General features: G+C 62.4%; 18 protein-coding genes. 17 read left to right on the top strand and 1 reads right to left on the bottom strand.

Annotated features, from left to right (window positions below; translation table 11 throughout):
• Positions 1 to 3: 3 nt before the first annotated feature.
• A complete protein-coding gene (map, locus tag ACP7BZ_RS14605; RefSeq protein WP_426114354.1) occupies positions 4 to 831 on the bottom strand; it encodes a type I methionyl aminopeptidase in 828 nt (275 codons plus the stop codon).
• A 325-nt stretch (positions 832 to 1,156) separates the two neighbouring features.
• On the opposite strand from map, the gene rpsB reads away from it, so the two are divergent.
• The 17 genes from rpsB to ACP7BZ_RS14520 all read left to right on the top strand — a co-directional run bounded on the left by rpsB (position 1,157) and on the right by ACP7BZ_RS14520 (position 17,220).
• Positions 1,157 to 1,909 (top strand): 30S ribosomal protein S2, encoded by a 753-nt coding sequence (rpsB, locus tag ACP7BZ_RS14600; RefSeq protein ID WP_426114352.1) that lies wholly within the window; start codon positions 1,157 to 1,159, stop codon positions 1,907 to 1,909.
• Positions 1,910 to 2,077: 168 nt separating this feature from the next.
• The gene (gene tsf, locus ACP7BZ_RS14595) at positions 2,078 to 2,986 is read left to right on the top strand and encodes a translation elongation factor Ts (protein ID WP_426114350.1); all 909 of its coding nucleotides are present in this window, start codon (positions 2,078 to 2,080) and stop codon (positions 2,984 to 2,986) included.
• Positions 2,987 to 3,130: 144 nt separating this feature from the next.
• Positions 3,131 to 3,847: a UMP kinase gene (pyrH, locus tag ACP7BZ_RS14590; protein ID WP_426114348.1), complete on the top strand. Its 717-nt coding sequence runs from the start codon at positions 3,131 to 3,133 to the stop codon at positions 3,845 to 3,847.
• Between the two features lie 109 nt (positions 3,848 to 3,956).
• The gene (gene frr / locus ACP7BZ_RS14585) at positions 3,957 to 4,517 is read left to right on the top strand and encodes a ribosome recycling factor (RefSeq protein ID WP_426114346.1); all 561 of its coding nucleotides are present in this window, start codon (positions 3,957 to 3,959) and stop codon (positions 4,515 to 4,517) included.
• 34 nt (positions 4,518 to 4,551) lie between these two features.
• Positions 4,552 to 5,301 (top strand): polyprenyl diphosphate synthase, encoded by a 750-nt coding sequence (uppS, locus tag ACP7BZ_RS14580; RefSeq protein ID WP_426114344.1) that lies wholly within the window; start codon positions 4,552 to 4,554, stop codon positions 5,299 to 5,301.
• 3 nt (positions 5,302 to 5,304) lie between these two features.
• Entirely contained in the window at positions 5,305 to 6,135 is an 831-nt protein-coding gene (locus ACP7BZ_RS14575; RefSeq protein ID WP_426114342.1) for a phosphatidate cytidylyltransferase, read from the top strand.
• 32 nt (positions 6,136 to 6,167) lie between these two features.
• Complete coding sequence (ispC, locus tag ACP7BZ_RS14570) at positions 6,168 to 7,343, top strand: 1-deoxy-D-xylulose-5-phosphate reductoisomerase (RefSeq protein ID WP_426114340.1); 1,176 nt, start codon at positions 6,168 to 6,170, stop codon at positions 7,341 to 7,343.
• Positions 7,340 to 8,677 (top strand): RIP metalloprotease RseP, encoded by a 1,338-nt coding sequence (gene rseP, locus ACP7BZ_RS14565; protein WP_426114338.1) that lies wholly within the window; start codon positions 7,340 to 7,342, stop codon positions 8,675 to 8,677. Before ispC ends, rseP begins: the two co-directional genes overlap by 4 nt.
• A gap of 83 nt (positions 8,678 to 8,760) precedes the next feature.
• Entirely contained in the window at positions 8,761 to 11,109 is a 2,349-nt protein-coding gene (gene bamA, locus ACP7BZ_RS14560; RefSeq protein ID WP_426114336.1) for an outer membrane protein assembly factor BamA, read from the top strand.
• 65 nt (positions 11,110 to 11,174) lie between these two features.
• Positions 11,175 to 11,705, top strand: coding sequence for an OmpH family outer membrane protein (locus tag ACP7BZ_RS14555; RefSeq protein WP_426114334.1), 531 nt, complete (start codon positions 11,175 to 11,177; stop codon positions 11,703 to 11,705).
• Positions 11,706 to 12,260 carry an OmpH family outer membrane protein gene (locus ACP7BZ_RS14550; protein ID WP_426114332.1) on the top strand — a complete coding sequence of 185 codons (555 nt, stop codon included), beginning with the start codon at positions 11,706 to 11,708 and terminating at the stop codon, positions 12,258 to 12,260. It begins immediately after the preceding gene.
• 22 nt (positions 12,261 to 12,282) lie between these two features.
• Positions 12,283 to 13,332 carry a UDP-3-O-(3-hydroxymyristoyl)glucosamine N-acyltransferase gene (gene lpxD / locus ACP7BZ_RS14545; protein ID WP_426114330.1) on the top strand — a complete coding sequence of 350 codons (1,050 nt, stop codon included), beginning with the start codon at positions 12,283 to 12,285 and terminating at the stop codon, positions 13,330 to 13,332.
• Entirely contained in the window at positions 13,329 to 13,811 is a 483-nt protein-coding gene (fabZ, locus tag ACP7BZ_RS14540; protein ID WP_426114328.1) for a 3-hydroxyacyl-ACP dehydratase FabZ, read from the top strand. The genes lpxD and fabZ overlap by 4 nt, the downstream gene beginning before the upstream one ends.
• 23 nt (positions 13,812 to 13,834) lie before the next feature.
• On the top strand, positions 13,835 to 14,620 hold the full coding sequence (lpxA, locus tag ACP7BZ_RS14535) for an acyl-ACP--UDP-N-acetylglucosamine O-acyltransferase (RefSeq protein ID WP_426114326.1): 786 nt from the start codon (positions 13,835 to 13,837) through the stop codon (positions 14,618 to 14,620).
• Positions 14,604 to 15,761 carry a lipid-A-disaccharide synthase gene (gene lpxB / locus ACP7BZ_RS14530; protein ID WP_426114324.1) on the top strand — a complete coding sequence of 386 codons (1,158 nt, stop codon included), beginning with the start codon at positions 14,604 to 14,606 and terminating at the stop codon, positions 15,759 to 15,761. Before lpxA ends, lpxB begins: the two co-directional genes overlap by 17 nt.
• Complete coding sequence (gene rnhB, locus ACP7BZ_RS14525) at positions 15,758 to 16,420, top strand: ribonuclease HII (RefSeq protein WP_426114322.1); 663 nt, start codon at positions 15,758 to 15,760, stop codon at positions 16,418 to 16,420. The genes lpxB and rnhB overlap by 4 nt, the downstream gene beginning before the upstream one ends.
• Positions 16,417 to 17,220, top strand: coding sequence for a TrmH family RNA methyltransferase (locus ACP7BZ_RS14520; RefSeq protein WP_426114320.1), 804 nt, complete (start codon positions 16,417 to 16,419; stop codon positions 17,218 to 17,220). Before rnhB ends, ACP7BZ_RS14520 begins: the two co-directional genes overlap by 4 nt.
• Positions 17,221 to 17,243 lie beyond the last annotated feature (23 nt).

The following is a 17,243-nucleotide window of genomic DNA, read 5'->3' as shown; positions in this document are numbered from 1 at the left end:
CACTCAGGCCGCAGCGGTGGCGGCCTGGGCGCTAATGAACGCCGGCGGTGGTGGCGTGCCGGCCGACTGGGTCAGGATTTCGTAGCCGGTTGCGGTCACCAGCACGGTGTGTTCCCACTGCGCCGACAGGCTGCGGTCCTTGGTTTTGATGGTCCAGCCATCGTTCATTTCCTTGATGTCGCGGCGACCCGAATTGATCATCGGTTCGATCGTGAAAATCATCCCGGCCTCGAGTTTTTCGAGGGTGCCGGGACGGCCGTAATGGAGTACCTGCGGCTCTTCGTGGAACACCTTGCCGATGCCATGGCCGCAAAATTCGCGCACCACGCTGTAGCCGTTTTTCTCGGCATGGACCTGGATGGCGTGGCCGATATCGCCCAGGTGGGCGCCCGGCTTGACTTTCGAGATGCCGATCCACATGCATTCATAGGTCACTTCCGACAGGCGCTTGGCCATGATGGTCGGTTCGCCCACCAGGAACATGCGGCTGTTGTCGCCGTGGTAACCATCCTTGATGACGGTGATGTCGAGGTTGACCGAGTCGCCGCTCTTTAGCACTTTGTCGCCCGGGATGCCGTGGCAGATGACGTCGTTGACCGAGGTGCAGATGGCTTTCGGATAAGGCGTATAGCCGGGCGGGCAATAGTTCAGGGGGGCCGGGGTGGTGCCTTGCACATTGACCATGTATTCATGGCACAGGCGATCGAGCTCACCGGTGGTGACGCCCATCTTGACGAAGGGCGTGATGTAGTCGAGCACTTCGGCGCCGAGGCGGCCGGCAACGCGCATGCCTTCGATGTCGGCGGGCGATTTGATGGAAATATTGGACATAGTCATTCTTTACTAAAAGAGGAGGCGGCCGGCCTGACGGGTCGGGGCAGCGGCGATACCGTCATTATAAAGGAAGATGGCAGCGCGTATTCCGCAGGGCACGATGGGGCGCCGCGCAGGGGCGTGTTGAGTTTTCCCACAAAAGCGCCTATAATCTCGGGTTGCCCGGATCGCTTTATGCGAACTGAAGCAAAAGAAACAAAAACAAGTGTTAAAAATCGTATTTTAAATACAATCTAAATACAATCGTAAAATCGCGAGTTCGGTCGCAAAGGGTGCCTGATTGGTGCTGACCGAATTCCAGACCCAACCCTGGAGAAATACCATGTCCGTAACAATGCGCGAAATGCTCGAAGCCGGTGTCCACTTCGGCCACCAAACCCGTTTCTGGAACCCAAAGATGGCACCGTTCATCTTCGGTCACCGCAACAAGATCCATATCATCAACTTGGAAAAGACGATGGGTATGTATCAGGAAGCCATGAAAACCATCAAGCAAGTGTCGGCTCAGCGCGGCACCATCCTGATGGTCGGCACCAAGCGCCAGGCCCGTGACATCATCGCCGCCGAAGCGCAACGCGCCGGCGTGCCTTACGTCGACCAGCGCTGGCTGGGCGGCATGCTGACCAACTTCAAGACCATCAAGACCTCGATCAAGCGCCTGAAAGACATGGAAGCCCAGGTTGAAGACGGTTCGGTTGAGAAGCTGTCGAAAAAAGAAGGCCTGATGTTTGAACGTGAAATGGTCAAGCTGCAAAAAGCCATCGGCGGTATCAAGGACATGGGCGGCGTTCCTGACGCCATCTTCGTGGTCGACGTCGGCTACCATAAAGGCGCCATCACCGAAGCCGGCAAGCTGGGCATCCCGGTCATCGGCATTGTCGACACCAACCACTCGCCAGAAGGCGTCACCCACATCATCCCGGGTAACGACGACTCGTCGAAAGCGATCATGCTGTACGCCCGCGGCGTTGCAGATGCGATCCTCGAAGGCCGCGCCAGCGCGACCAACGAAGTGGCCGACATGGTCAAGGCCGCCGGCGCCGACGAATTTGTCGAAGTGTCCGAGCAAGCGTAAGTTTTGCAGTTCCGCCGCCGGCGCAAGCCTGGCGGCACCATAAAAAGGGTGGCAGTATGCTCACCCTTTTTTTTAAACCGGGATCGCAGCGAGATGCGCGCACGCAACGCAATGAGCACCAGCGGCGCACCGCCGGCCCGGATCAACGACACTATTTAGGAGAATCACATGGCAGCTATTACCGCAGCGATGGTAGGCGAACTGCGCGGCAAGACCGACGCACCAATGATGGAATGCAAAAAAGCACTGACCGAAGCCGAAGGCGACATGGCCCGTGCTGAAGAAATTCTGCGCGTCAAGCTGGGCGGCAAAGCCTCGAAAGCCTCGTCGCGCATCACCGCCGAAGGCGTGGTGGTGGCCTACATCGCCGGCAACGCCGGTGCTGTGCTGGAAATTAACAGCGAAACCGACTTCGTCGCCAAGAACGATGACTTCATGAAGTTGGCCAATGACGCCGCCCAACTGGTGACCGAACACAACCCGGCCGACGTCGCTGCCCTGCTGGCCCTGCCACTCGACGGCAAGACGCTCGACGAAGTGCGTGCTGCCCTGATCGGCAAAATCGGCGAAAACATGTCGATCCGTCGCTTCCAGCGCTTTGAAACCACCGGCAAGCTCGCTTCCTACATCCACAGCAACCGCATCGGCGTGATCGTCGAATTCGACGGCGCTGACGAGCAGGTTGGTAAAGATGTTGCCATGCACATCGCCGCCATGAAGCCGGTGTCGCTGTCGGCTGACCAGGTGCCTGCCGAGCTGATCGAAAAAGAACGCTCCGTCGCCGCCCTCAAAGCCCAGGAAGATGCCGACCAGGCCGCCGCCGCTGGCAAGCCTGCACAGTCGCCGGAAATCCTCGCCAAGCGCCTCGAAGGTTCGGTCCAGAAGTACCTGAAAGAAGTCTCGCTGCTGAACCAGCCGTTCGTCAAGAACGACAAGCAGTCGATCGAACAGATGCTCAAGGCCGCCGGTGCCACCGTCAAGTCGTTCGCCATGTTTGTCGTCGGCGAAGGTATCGAGAAGAAGCAGGATGATTTTGCGGCGGAAGTCGCAGCGCAGATCGCAGCGTCCAAGCAGTAACAGCGAGTTGCAAAGCGGGCCGGAAGGCCCGTTTTTTTAACTGCATTAAAAGCAACTGTACTAAAGAAATAGATGGTGCCGCACGCCCACGAGGCGCGGCTTCTCCATCAGGCAACACTCAATAAACGTCACCCAGGAGCCCCCATGACCAAACCCGCTTACAAACGCGTTCTTCTCAAACTCTCTGGCGAAGCACTGATGGGCGACGACAACTATGGCATCAACCGCGCCACCATCGATCGCATGGTCACCGACATCGCCGAAGTGGCCGCACTGGGCGTCGAGCTGGCGGTGGTGATTGGCGGCGGCAATATTTTCCGCGGCGTGGCGCCCGGTGCGCAAGGCATGGACCGCGCCACCGCCGATTACATGGGCATGCTGGCCACCGTCATGAATGCACTGGCCCTGGCCGACGCCATGCGCCACGTGGGCATCACCGCGCGCGTGATGTCGGCGATTGCCATTGAGCAGGTCGTCGAGCCCTACGTGCGTCCGAAAGCGCTGCAGTACCTGGAAGAGGGCAAGGTGGTCGTGTTCGCCGCCGGCACCGGCAATCCTTTTTTTACCACCGATACCGCCGCCGCCCTGCGTGGCGCCGAGATCAGCGCTGAAATCGTGCTCAAGGCCACCAAGGTCGATGGTGTCTACACCGCCGATCCAAAGAAAGACCCTACCGCCACCCGCTACAATTCGATCAGTTTTGACGAAGCCATCTCCAACCAGCTGCAGGTGATGGACGCCACCGCGTTCGCCCTGTGTCGCGACCAGAAGCTGCCGATCAAGGTGTTTTCGATCGTCAAGCCGGGCGCGCTGATGGCGGTGATCATGGGCGAAGATGAAGGCACCCTCGTTCACGTGTAAAATCTGCAGGCGTTATCGTATAGTCTGTTTTAATGACTGGGCAAGCCGGCCGCGCGCCGCGCTGGCCCGTCCTACGCACTACCACTAACAAAAGCTACAGGAGAGCAGCATGACCATCGCTGACATCAAGAAAAGCGCGCAAGAGCGCATGATCAAGTCGATCGAGACCCTGCGGGCCGATCTGGCCAAGGTGCGCACCGGCCGCGCCCACGTGGGCATCCTCGACCATGTCATGGTCGATTATTACGGTTCGCCAACGCCCCTGAGCGGCGTCGCCAACATCAACCTGATCGACGCCCGCACCATCGGCGTGCAGCCGTACGAAAAGAAAATGGCCGCGGCCATCGAAAAAGCCATCCGCGATGCCGACCTCGGACTGAACCCCTCCTCGCAGGGCGAGCAGATCCGCGTGCCCACGCCGATGCTGTCGGAAGAGCGCCGCAAGGAAATGGTCAAGCTGGTCAAGAGCGAAGCGGAGGATGCCAAGATCGCCATCCGCAATATCCGCCGCGACGCCAACGAGCAAGTCAAAAAGCTCGTCAAGGACAAGCTGGCCTCGGAAGACGATGAGCGCCGTTCGACCGATGACATCCAGAAGCTGACCGACAAGTTCGTCGTCGATGTCGACAAGATGGTGGTCGACAAAGAAAAAGAAGTGCTGACGGTTTGAGCGGCGATTCGGTAGACAACCAAAGTCTGGATGTATGATTTTTAAAAGCTCCACCAAGACGGTGCCCGATGTACCCAAGGTGCCGTCGCATGTTGCCATCATCATGGATGGCAACGGCCGTTGGGCCACCCGGCGCATGCTGCCGCGCGTGGCCGGCCACGTCAAGGGCGTCGACGCCGTGCGCGACATCGTCGAAGCGTGCGTCGACCGCGGTATCGGCTACCTGACCCTGTTCGCCTTTTCGTCCGAGAACTGGCGCCGCCCCGAAGAAGAAGTGTCGCTGTTGATGCGCCTGTTCGTCACCGCGCTCGAGCGCGAAGTGGCGAAGATGCACGCCAACGATATTTGCCTGAAGGTGGTCGGCGACCTCAGCCGCTTCGATGGCAAGCTGCGCGATATGATCGCCAACGCCGAGCGGCGCACTGCCAATAACACGCGCCTGACGCTGACCATCTGCGCCAATTACGGCGGCCGCTGGGACATCATGCAGGCGACCTCGAAAATGCTGGCAGCCCATCCGGGCGTCACCGAGTTCAGCGAAGAGATGCTCGCCGAACACCTGGCGATGGCCTATGCGCCGGAACCGGACCTGTTCATCCGCACCGGTGGCGAACAGCGCATTTCGAATTTTTTGCTGTGGCAGCTGGCGTATTCGGAACTGTATTTCACCGATACCTTCTGGCCCGATTTCTCGCCCGCCGCGCTCGACGAAGCGATCGTCTCCTATCAAAGCCGCGAGCGCCGCTTCGGCCGCACGGGCGACCAACTGGCCGAAAAGAAATAACTTATGCTGAAGCTGCGGATCATCACGGCGCTGGTGTTGCTGGCCATTTTATTGCCGGTGCTTTACTTCGGCAACCCGCTGGCCTTTGCCGCCGTGGTCGTCGTGTTTTTCGGCGCCGCCGTGTGGGAAGCCTTTCGCCTGTTCACCCCCGGCTCGAAACAGGTGTTGCTGATCGCCGCCGTCTGGACGCTGGTCTTTGTGTACGCCTTTTTTATCGTGCCGCAGGCGCGGCCGCAGGTCTGGTTTGGCCTTGGCGTGGCGGTGTGGCTGCTGCGGCTGGCGCCGTCGCTGAAAATCGGCTTGCCGTCGCTGGCCAGTTTCGGCAACACGCTGCTCAGCGTCACCTATGCAGTGGCCATCGTCGCCTGCTTTGCCGCCATCGTCACCCTGTATCGGCATTCGGCCCTCTACCTGCTGTCGGTGCTGGTGCTGGTGTGGATAGCCGATATCGGCGCCTATTTTTCCGGCAAGGCCTTCGGCAAGCGCAAGCTGGCGCCATCAATTTCTCCTGGCAAATCATGGGAAGGCGCCATCGGCGGTGCCTGCGCCGTGCTGCTGTTAGCGGGCGCCGCGGTGTTGTCGGGTGCGGCGCTGTTTGCCGATACCTTCCCCGTGCACGTGCAGGCGCGCTTCGGCTGGGGCGGCCTGGCGCTGGTGCTGATCGCCATTGTTGCGCTGTCGGTCTGTGGCGACCTGTTCGAATCTCAACTCAAACGGCGCGCCGGCGTCAAGGACAGCAGCGCACTGCTGCCGGGCCACGGCGGCGTGCTCGATCGCATCGACGCCCTGGTGCCCGTATTGCCGCTGGCGGCGCTGATTGCCACCTGGCTATAAAGCGCATTGAAGCTGGTCTCGCAAGGAGCAACATGCAACACATCACCATTCTCGGGGCCACCGGCTCGATCGGCGTTTCCACCCTCGACGTGCTGGCCCGCCATCCCGACAAGTATGCGCTGCACGCGCTGACCGCCCACAGCAAGGTCGATGCACTGGCCGCCCAATGCGTGCAATTTCGTCCGCGCCGCGCCGTCGTCGGCAGCGCCGCCGCTGCTGCCCGCCTGGAGGAAATCCTGCGTGCGCACCAGGTGCCGTGCGCCATCTCGTATGGCGAAGCGGCGCTGTGCGAAGTCGCTGCCGAAGCCGATACCGTGATGGCCGCCATCGTCGGCGCCGCCGGTCTTGCACCGACCCTGGCTGCAGCCAGGGCAGGGCGCAAGATTTTATTGGCGAACAAGGAAGCACTGGTGCTGTCCGGCCAGCTGTTCATCGACCTGGTCGAGCGCCACGGCGCCACCCTGTTGCCCATCGATTCCGAACACAACGCCATTTTCCAGTCGCTGCCGCTCTCTTACGGCCGTTCGCCGGCGCGCGCGGGCGTCGCCAAAATTGTGCTGACCGCCTCCGGTGGACCGTTTTTGAAGCGCGCCGTCGACACGCTCGAACAGGTCACCCCTGACGAAGCCTGCAAGCACCCGAACTGGGCGATGGGCCGCAAGATTTCGGTCGACTCGGCCACCATGATGAACAAGGGCCTGGAAGTGATCGAGGCGCACTGGCTGTTCGGCGCCGCCGCCGAGCAGATCGAAGTGGTGATCCACCCGCAAAGCGTGATCCATTCGATGGTGTCGTACGTGGACGGCTCGGTGCTGGCGCAGCTGGGCAACCCGGACATGCGTACGCCGATCGCCCACGCGCTGGCGTTCCCCGAGCGGATCGAATCGGGCGTGGCCCAGCTCGACCTGACGACGATGGCCGCGCTGCAGTTCGACAAGCCGGATGTTAAGCGCTTTCCCTGCCTGGCGCTGGCCTTTGCCGCGCTGCGCGCGGGCGGCACGGCGCCAGCCCTGCTCAACGCCGCCAATGAAGTGGCGGTCGACGCCTTTTTGCAGCAGCGCATCGGCTTTCGCGACATCGACCGCGTGATTGCCCGCGTGATGGACGACAATGGCCACGGTCCCGCCAGCAGCCTCGATGCCGTGCTGACCCAGGACGCCGTCGCCCGCCGCGCCGCCCACACCATCATCGACGGCATCTGCCGATGAACAATCTGTTGATGATCCCGGCATTTTTGCTGGCACTGGGGCCGCTGGTGATTTTTCACGAACTGGGGCACTACCTGGTGGCGCGCCTGTGTGGCGTCAAGGTGTTGCGTTTTTCGGTTGGCATGGGCAAGGTGGTGTGGTCGCGCAAGTTCGGCGCCGATCAGACCGAATGGGCAGTATCGGCCCTGCCACTGGGCGGCTACGTCAAGATGCTCGATGCGCGCGAGCAGGACGGCGTCATCGACAGTGCCGACGCCCACCGCGAATTTACCAGCCAGTCCGTGTGGCGCCGCATGGCGATTGTCGTTGCCGGCCCGCTGGCCAATTTTTTGCTGGCCATCGTGCTGCTGGCGGGGCTGGCGATGGCCGGCACCACCGAACCGTCGGCGCGCCTGCGCGCCCCCGACCCAGGCAGCGCCGCCTGGCAGGCAGGTTTGCGCGGCAGTGACCTGATCACCGCCGTCGATGGCAAGCTGGTGGCCAGCTGGGCGGAAATGCGCTGGGCGCTGGTCGACGCCATCGTCGAAAAACGCGCTGCGCGTCTCGATGCGCGCCAGCCGCAAGGTGGCCAGCTGGCCGCCATCGTGCCCGCCGCTGCGCTGGCCACCCTCGATATCGACAGCGATTTTACGCGCGCGCTGGGCCTGGATTTGTGGCGGCCGGCGGCGGCCGTCGAGACGGTGGTGGCGGCAAGCCCCGCTGCGCTGGCCGGCGTGCGCGCAGGCGACATCGTCAGCGCCGTCGATGGCAAGACCATCGTCGATGGCGTCGACCTGGTCAAGGCGGTGCGGGCGTCGAACGGCAAAGCGCTGGCGATCACGCTGCAGCGCGGCCCGCAAACGCTCACTGTATCGGTCACGCCGCAACTGCGGGCGACCGACAAGGTGTGGGCAATCGGCATGGCGCCGGCGGTGGCGCCCGAACTGGTGACGGTGACCGCCGGCCCGCTCGACGCGCTGGCCATTGGTGCGCGCCGCACCTGGGACACCGTCACCATCACGCTCAAAATGATCAAGCGGATGGTGCAGGGTGAAGTGTCACTGAAAAATATCACCGGCCCGCTGACCATCGCCGACTATGCCCAGCAGACCATGCGACTGGGACCGGCCGTATTTATCGGCTTTATCGCCTTCGTCAGCATCAGTCTTGGGGTGATGAATCTGTTACCAATTCCGGTTCTGGATGGGGGGCTTTTGCTGTATTATTCGCTGGAAGTTTTGACCGGACGCCCTTTGTCCGAGCGGATCGGGGCGTATGCACAGCGTGCCGGCGTGGTCCTGCTGGCCATGCTGATGGCGCTGGCCCTTTTCAACGACATCGCCCGCCGTCTGTAACGGTGCATGGCGTTTGTGCGCGCACCAGGTTTTCTACCCGCGCGTGTCGATCAGTGCGACATATTAGGACCATGATTTAGCCAATGAAATTACATTCAAACCGATTTGCCCCGTCGTCGAGTTTTCCTCTCCTGCGTCCTACCCTGATCGGCGCCGCCGTTCTGCTCCTGTGTTCAAGCCAGGCTTATGCCATCGCTCCGTTTGTCGTCAAGGATATCCGCGTCGAGGGGATCCAGCGCACCGAGGCCGGTACCGTCTTTAGCTACCTGCCAGTGCGGGTCGGCGAAACGTTCGACGATGAAAAAAGCATCGCCGCCATCAAGGCGCTGTATGCCACCACCTTCTTCAAGGATGTCCGCCTGGAAGAAGAAAACGGTGTGCTGGTGGTGATCGTCGAAGAGCGTCCCGCCATTTCCACCGTCGATTTCACCGGTACCAAGGAATTCGAAAAGGATGTGCTGGTCAAGGCGCTGAAAGAAATCGGCGTCGGCGAAACCAAGATTTTCGACAAGGCCTCGGTCGACCGCGCCGAGCAGGAGCTCAAGCGCCAGTATCTGTCGCACGGCCTGTACGGCGTCAAGATCACCACCACCATCACGCCGATCGAGCGTAACCGCGTCACCGTGATGTTCAACGTCGATGAAGGCGATGCCGCCCGCATCAAGGGCATCAACATCGTCGGCAACAGCCATTTCAGCGACAAGGAACTGCGCGAAACGATGGCATTGTCGACGTCCGGCTGGTTCACCTGGTATTCGAAAGCGGACCAGTATTCGAAGACCAAGCTGACCGGCGACATCGAAGCGCTCAAGTCCTTTTATCTGAACCGCGGTTACCTCGAAGTCAATATCGAGTCGACCCAAGTATCGATCACACCCGACAAGAAAGATATTTTTCTCACGATCAATATCTCGGAAGGGGAAAAATACACCGTCTCCGGCGTCAAGCTCGATGGCGAAATGTTTGGCCGTGAAGAAGAATTGCGCCAGCTGCTGCTGTTGCGTCCGGGCGCGGTGTATTCGGGCGAACTGCTGACCGAGTCGAACAAGCGCATTTCCGACCGCCTCGGCACCTTTGGTTACGCCTTCGCCAACGTCAATGCCAACCCGGAAATCGACCGCGCCAAGCGCGAAGTGTCGTTCACCTTTTTTGTCGATCCAGGCAAGCGCGCCTATGTGCGCCACATGAATATCTCGGGCAATACCACCACCCGCGATGAAGTGATCCGCCGCGAATTCCGCCAGTTCGAAGGCTCGTGGTACGACGGCAACCGCATCAAGCTCTCGCGCGACCGCGTCGACCGCCTCGGCTACTTCAAGGATGTCACCATCGACACCCCGGAAGCGCAGGGCACCTCCGACCAGGTCGACGTCAACCTGACCGTGGTGGAAAAGCCGACCGGTAACTTCCTGATCGGCGGCGCCTTTTCGCAGTCAGAAAAAGTGACCTTGACGGCGGCGATTTCGCAGGCCAACTTTGCCGGTTCGGGCAATACCGTCGGCATCGAATTGAACACCAGCCGCTACACCCGGACCATCGCCTTTTCGCAGACCAATCCCTACTTTACGGATGACGGCGTCTCGCGCTCGTTCGAAATCTATTCGCGCACGACCAAACCGCCAGCGCTCAACATCGGTTCGTACACCGTGCGGCAGAACGGCACGCGGATGAGTTTTGGTGTGCCCTTCTCGGAATCGGACACGGTGTTCTTTGGTGCCGGTCTCGAACGCACCGGGATTGAAACCGATGCCACCAGCCCGACCCGCTACCGCGACTACGTGCGCCAGTTCAGCGGCAATGCCGACGGCATCGGCAAGGCGGTCACCAATTCGGTGCCGCTGACGGCTGCCTGGAGCCGCGATACGCGCGACAGCGCGATCACCCCGAGCATCGGCCGCTACCAGCGCGCCAACCTCGAAGTCGATCTGGTGGGTAACTCGAAATACTACCGCGCCGTCTACGAACAGCAGTGGTACCGTCCGTTGTCGCGCCTGGTCACCCTGGCGCTGAAGGGCGAAGTCGATTACGGCCATGGTTTCCGTGGCACCAGCTATCCCGTCTTCAAGAACTTTTATGGCGGCGGCATCGGTTCGGTGCGCGGCTATCTGAGCTCGTCGCTGGGTATCGTCGACCCCATCACCAACGATGCGCTGGGCGGCGCCAAGCGGCTGATCGGCAATGCCGAACTGCAGCTGCCATTCCCCGGCGGCGGACCCGATCGCAGCCTGCGCTGGTTCGGTTTCCTCGACGGTGGCCAGGTCTACCAGGAAGGCCAAAAGATGCGCGCCAGCGAGCTGCGCTTCTCGACCGGCCTGGGGGTGTCATGGATTTCCCCGGTGGGCCCGCTCAAGTTGAGTTATGCTAAGCCCCTCAATCCGAAGCCGGGTGACCGCCTGGAGCGCTTCCAGTTCCAGATGGGCACAGGTTTCTGATGCCAGGTGTGTCCGGACCAGGGACGGTGATGGCGACTGCGCGCCAGAATTTATTGCGGAGAATTATGTTGAAAAATATGACACCCTCGCTGTCAGCATGGCTTGCCGTGGCGGCCCTGTGCAGCGCGTCGCTGGCCCAGGCCCAGAGCACGCCGGCGGCGGGCGGCGCCAGCCGCATCGGTTTTGTGTTTACCGAGCGCCTGATGACGGACTCGAAGCTGGCCAAGGCGGCCGACGTCAAGATCGAGGCCGAGTTTTCGCGCCGCCTGAAGTCCAACAAGGACCTGCTGGCGCGCCTGAAAACCGTGTCCGAGAAGCTCGACGCCGATGCCGCCACCCTGGTCGAACCGGAACGCACGCGGCGCTATCGCGAAGTGGCTGACCTGGAAAAAGATGTCCAGCGCACCCAGCGCGAATTCAACGAAGACTTGATGCAGCGCAAAAGTGAAGAGCGCGCGAATATCGCCCAGAAAGCGTACAAGCTGATCGAACAGATCGCCGAGCAGGAGCACCTCGACATCGTGCTGCAAGAGTCGGCCTGGTCGAGCCCGCGCATCGACATTACCGACAAAGTCATCAAGCTGCTCGACAAATAAGTGGGCCGTCCGCGTCTTCGCCTGTCGGCCCGCGCCAGGCCGCTGCTGTTACCGCTGGCTCTGATGGCGATCGCTGCCAGCGTCCGCGCGCAGGCGGTGATGCCGGCGCCGCTGCCGGCGCGGGTCCCCACGGTGGGCTATGTCGCCATCGACCGGCTGTTTGCCGAAACGCGGGCGGCGCGTGAAGCGCACGACCAGATCGAGGCGCAATTTGCCGAGCGGCAGCGTTTTAACCAGGCGCTGTTCGCCCGCTCGCGCCAGCTCACCGAGCAATACCTCGAAGACGAAGCCACCCTCGACGAGCCTGAACGCACCCGGCGGCGGCGCGAAGTGCGCGACTTCGAGCAGGAAGCCGAACGCAAGGAACTCGCTTACCGCGACGAGCTGCTGCACCGAACCAACGTCGAGCGCGACCGCGTCGCCGAGCGCGCGCGCGCGGCGATTGCCCAGATCGCCCGTCAGGACAAGCTCGACGTCGTGCTGTTTCGTGGCGTGCTGTGGGCGCGCCCCGGCATCGACATTACCGACAAACTCATCAGGCTGATTGATCAATAGCCTGCACACACAACGGACAACCATGGGCACGCGACTTGGCGTACTGGTCGAACGCTTCGGTGGCCAACTGGTGGGAGATGCCAATCTGGAAGTGACAGGCATCGCCCCACTGGCTGACGCCGGCGCGAGCGACATCAGTTTTTTAAGTAACAGCAAATTTCGCGCGCAGGCCGCGGCCAGTGGCGCGGCCGCCCTGATCGTGGCGCCAGCCGACGACGCCGTCGTCGCCGCCAGCTACCAGGGCGCGCGCATCATCACGCCCAATCCCTACGTGTATTTCGCCCGCGCGGCGCAATACTTTGCGGCCCTCGGCGCCATCGTGGCGGCGCCCGGCGTGCATGCCAGCGCGGTGGTGGCGGCTGACGCCCGCATCGACGCCAGCGCGCATATCGGCGCCCACGTGACGGTCGAAGCGGGCGCCGTCATCGGCGCAGGCGTGGTCATTGACCCCGGTTGCGTGATCGGCCGCGACGCCGTGATTGGCGCTGGCACCCGCCTGTTTGCCAACGTCACCTTTCATGCGCGCTGTCAGATCGGCCAGCGCGGCATCATCCACTCGGGCGCTGTCATCGGCGGCGACGGTTTTGGTTTCGCCAACGAGGGCGGGGTCTACATCAAGATTCCGCAGACCGGCCGCGTGCTGATCGGCGACGACGTCGACATCGGCGCCAACACCACGATTGATCGCGGCGCGCTGGCCGACACCATCATCGAAGACGGCGTCAAGCTCGATAACCAGATCCAGATCGGCCACAACTGCCGCATCGGCGCCCACACTGCCATGGCAGGCTGCGTCGGCGTCGCCGGCAGCGCCAACATCGGCAAATACTGCACCTTTGGCGGCGCCGCGATGGTACTCGGTCACCTGACCATCGCTGACCGCGTACACATCTCGTCGGGCAGCATGGTTTCGCGCTCGATCCTCGAACCAGGCCAGTACACCGGCTTTTATCCCCTGGCGAAAAACGCCGAGTGGGAAAAAACCGCGGCCATCGTCCGCAATCTGGACGCCATGCGCGATAAAATTCGCGCTCTTGAAAAAACCATTAAAACCCTGACGGCTCCCACATGACCACTACTGAAAACAAGACTCTCGACATTTGCCAGATCAAGGCGCTGCTGCCGCACCGCTACCCGATGCTGCTGGTCGACCGGGTGTTGACCTGGGAAGCGAACAAATCGATCACGGCCATCAAGAACGTCACCATCAATGAAGAATTTTTCAATGGTCACTTCCCGCACAAGCCAGTGATGCCGGGCGTGTTGATGATCGAAGCGCTGGCGCAGACGGCCGCGCTGCTGTCCTTCCTCAGCATGGGCGTCTCGCCCGATGAAAACTCGGTGGTGTATTTCGTCGGCATCGATCATGCCCGCTTCAAGCGCCCGGTCGGTCCTGGCGACCAGCTCAAGATGGATGTCGAGATCGTGCGCGTCTCGCGCGGCATCTGGAAGTACAAGGCGGTCGGCACGGTCGATGGCGCCGTTGCGCTCGAAGCTGAACTGATGTGCACCATCCGTTCCACCGACGACGCCAGCAAGGCGGCGACCTAAGCCACGCGGGAGCCAGAGAGCGTATGAACCTGATCCATCCTACCGCCATCATCGATGCGGCCGCCCGGCTCGACCCCAGCGTCGAAGTAGGCCCGTATTCGATCATCGGCGCCAACGTCGTCATCGGCGCACGCACCGTGATCGGTCCGCACGTGGTCATCGATGGCCACACCACGATTGGCGAAGACAACCGCTTTTTCCAGTTCTCGTCGATCGGCGCCCAGCCGCAGGACAAGAAATGGGCGGGCGAGCCGACCCGCCTGGAAATCGGCCACCGCAACACCGTGCGCGAATTCTGCACCTTCAATACCGGCACGGCGCAGGACAAGGGTGTCACCCGGCTGGGCGACGACAACTGGATGAGCGCCTACGTCCACCTGGCGCACGACTGCCAGGTGGGCAGCAACACCATTTTTTCGAATAACGCCCAGTTAGCCGGCCACGTCGAGGTGGGCGACTGGGCCATCCTGTCCGGCTTTGCCGGGGTCCACCAGTTCTGCAAGATCGGCGCCCATGCGTTTGTCGGCATGTACACCAGCCTGACCCAGGATGTGCCGCCGTTCGTGCTGGTCAACGGCAATCCGGCGTCGGCGCGCGGGGTCAATATCGAAGGCATCCGCCGGCGCGGTTTTAGTCGCGCGCAGATCGATGCCATCCGCGCCGCTTACAAAACCATCTACCGCAGCAACCTGACGCTCGAAGAAGCCAAGCTGGAACTGCTCGAAGCCGATGCCGATGCGGAGGGCGCCGCCCAAGTGCGCGCCATGCGCGACTTCCTTGGAGTGGCCAGCCGTGGCATCGTCCGCTGAGGTGCGCATCGCCATGGTCGCCGGCGAAGTGTCCGGCGACATGCTGGCGGCGCGCTTGATTGCGGGCCTGCGCCCGCAGCTGCCGCAGGCGCGCTTTACTGGCATTGGCGGCGCCCACATGATAGCGCAGGGTTTTGCGTCACAGCTGCCGATGGACGTGCTGACAGTGCGCGGCATCTTTGAAGTGATTCCCCGTTACCGCGAAATCAAGGGCATCCAGACACGCCTGGCGGCGCAGCTGCTCGCCGAGCCGCCAGCGGTGTTTGTCGGCGCCGACTACCCCGGTTTTAATTTAGGCCTGGAAGAAAAACTGAAGGCCGGTGGCATTCCCACCGTGCACTTCATCAGTCCGCAGATCTGGGCCTGGCGGGGCGGGCGCATCAAGCAGATCCGCCGCGCCGTCTCGCACATGCTGTGCATCTTCCCGTTCGAAGAAGCGATTTATCGCCAGGCGCAGGTGCCGGCCACGTATATAGGCCATCCGCTGGCCGAAATGATTCCCCTGCAGCCGGACCAGGCGGCAGCGCGGCTGGCGCTGGGGATTGCCGCAGATGCGCGGGTGGTCACCATCATGCCGGGCAGCCGCATGGCTGAACTGAAGTTCCTGGTACAGCCGTTTCTGGCAGCGGCGCGCCTGCTGGCGGCGCGCGATCCGTCGCTGCGTTTTGTGGTGCCGATGGCGGGGGCGCGCCAGCGCGCCTATTTTGCCGAGCTGGCCGGCACTGCTGTTACCGAACTGGCGATCAGCGTGGTCGACGATTCGCACAGCGCCATTTGCGCCGCTGATGCCGTGCTGGTGGCGTCCGGAACGGCGACGCTCGAAGTGGCGCTGTATAAAAAGCCGATGGTGATCGCCTACAAGGTGATGCAGGCATCCTGGCTGTTGATGCGTCACATGGGCTACCAGCCGTGGATCGGTTTGCCGAACATCCTGGCGCGCGAATTCTTGGTGCCCGAACTGCTGCAGCACGCCGCCACCCCGGCGGCCCTGGCCGAGGCCCTGTGGCGCCAGTTGAACGATGGCGCCAACCGCGATCGCCTGGTCGAGCGCTTTACCGCCATCCATCACAGCCTGCTGCGCAACAGCACCGTAGAGAGCGCGGCGGCGGTGTACCGTATTATTGAAAGCAGGCGAACATGAGTGGCGAACGATTCAATTTTTACCCGGGCTTGAACGCGGCCGACTACCCCTTTACGCTGGTCGATATCGTCTGCGGCGTCGACGAAGCGGGGCGCGGACCGCTGGCCGGCCCGGTGTTTGCCGCTGCCGTCATTCTCGATCCGCGCCGTCCCATCGACGGTCTGCGCGACTCGAAAAAGCTCACTGCGGCGCGGCGCGATCTGCTGGCGCCGCAGATCAAGCAGCAGGCGCTGGCATGGGCGATCGCCGCATGCTCGCACGAAGAAATCGATACCCTCAATATTTTGCAGGCCACCATGCTGGCAATGCGGCGCGCCATCGAAGCCCTGTCGGTGCTGCCGACGATTGCCCTTATCGATGGCAACCGCAGTCCGGTGACGTCGGTGCGCTGTCACGCCATCGTCGAAGGTGACGACAAGGTGCACGCCATTTCCGCCGCCTCGATCCTGGCCAAGACGGCGCGCGACGCCGCCCTGGTGGAGTTGCACGCGTTGTATTCCGCCTATGGCTTCGACCAGCACAAGGGTTATGGCACCCGCCTGCACCTGGAGCGCCTGCGTGAGCACGGCGCCTGTCCGGTGCACCGGCGCTCGTTCGCCCCGGTGCGCCAGCTGCTGGCCTCTGGCCGTGCCAGTGCCGCGCCAGAGAGCGCCGCATGAAAACCATCACTTCGCGTGACAACCCCCTGTACAAGGAGCTCAAGGCGCTCGCCACCAGTTCGCAGGCGCGCCGCAAGGCCGGCCGCACCCTGCTCGACGGCGTGCACCTGTGCCAGGCCTACCTGGAACTGCGCGGCGTGCCGCAGCAGTGCGTGGTCAGTGAAGCGGCACTGCTCAACCCCGAGGTGGCCGAGCTGGTGCAGCGCTGCGAAGAGCGCAAGGCGCCCGTGACGGCGCTGCCGGATGCGCTGTACCAGGGCGTGACCCAGGTCGAGCATGGCGTCGGCCTGATGTTCGTCATCGACACGCCGGTGCGCGCCATCGATGCGCCGCTGGCCGTCAACGCCGTCCTGCTCGACAACCTGCAAGACCCGGGCAATGTCGGCTCGATCCTGCGCAGCGCCGCCGCGGCTGGCATCACCGCCGTCTATTGCAGCGCCGGCACCGCCTTTTGCTGGTCGCCCAAGGTGTTGCGCGCGGCCATGGGCGCCCACTTTGTGCTGGAAATTTTCGAGAACGTCGATCTGGCCGCCTTGATCAGCGCCTCGGCCGTCGAGGTGATCGCCACCAGCGGTTATGCCACCACGCGCCTGTACGACGCCGACTTGCGCCGCCCGCTGGCCTGGCTGTTCGGTCACGAAGGGCAGGGCGTGGCCGACGATTTGCTGGCGCTGGCGGGGCAGCAGGTGGTGGTGCCGCATCTGGGCCAGATCGAATCGCTCAATGTGGCGGCGTGCGCGGCAGTTTGTTTCTTCGAACAACTGCGGCAGACGCAATCATGGACGCCCAAGTTGCTGTAAGTTAATCTCGCGGACAGAAGCTA

The organism is Massilia sp. PWRC2 (assembly GCF_049896725.1).
Taxonomy (GTDB): domain Bacteria; phylum Pseudomonadota; class Gammaproteobacteria; order Burkholderiales; family Burkholderiaceae_D; genus JAFCUW01.
This window is presented reverse-complemented; position numbering and strand designations above follow the sequence as displayed.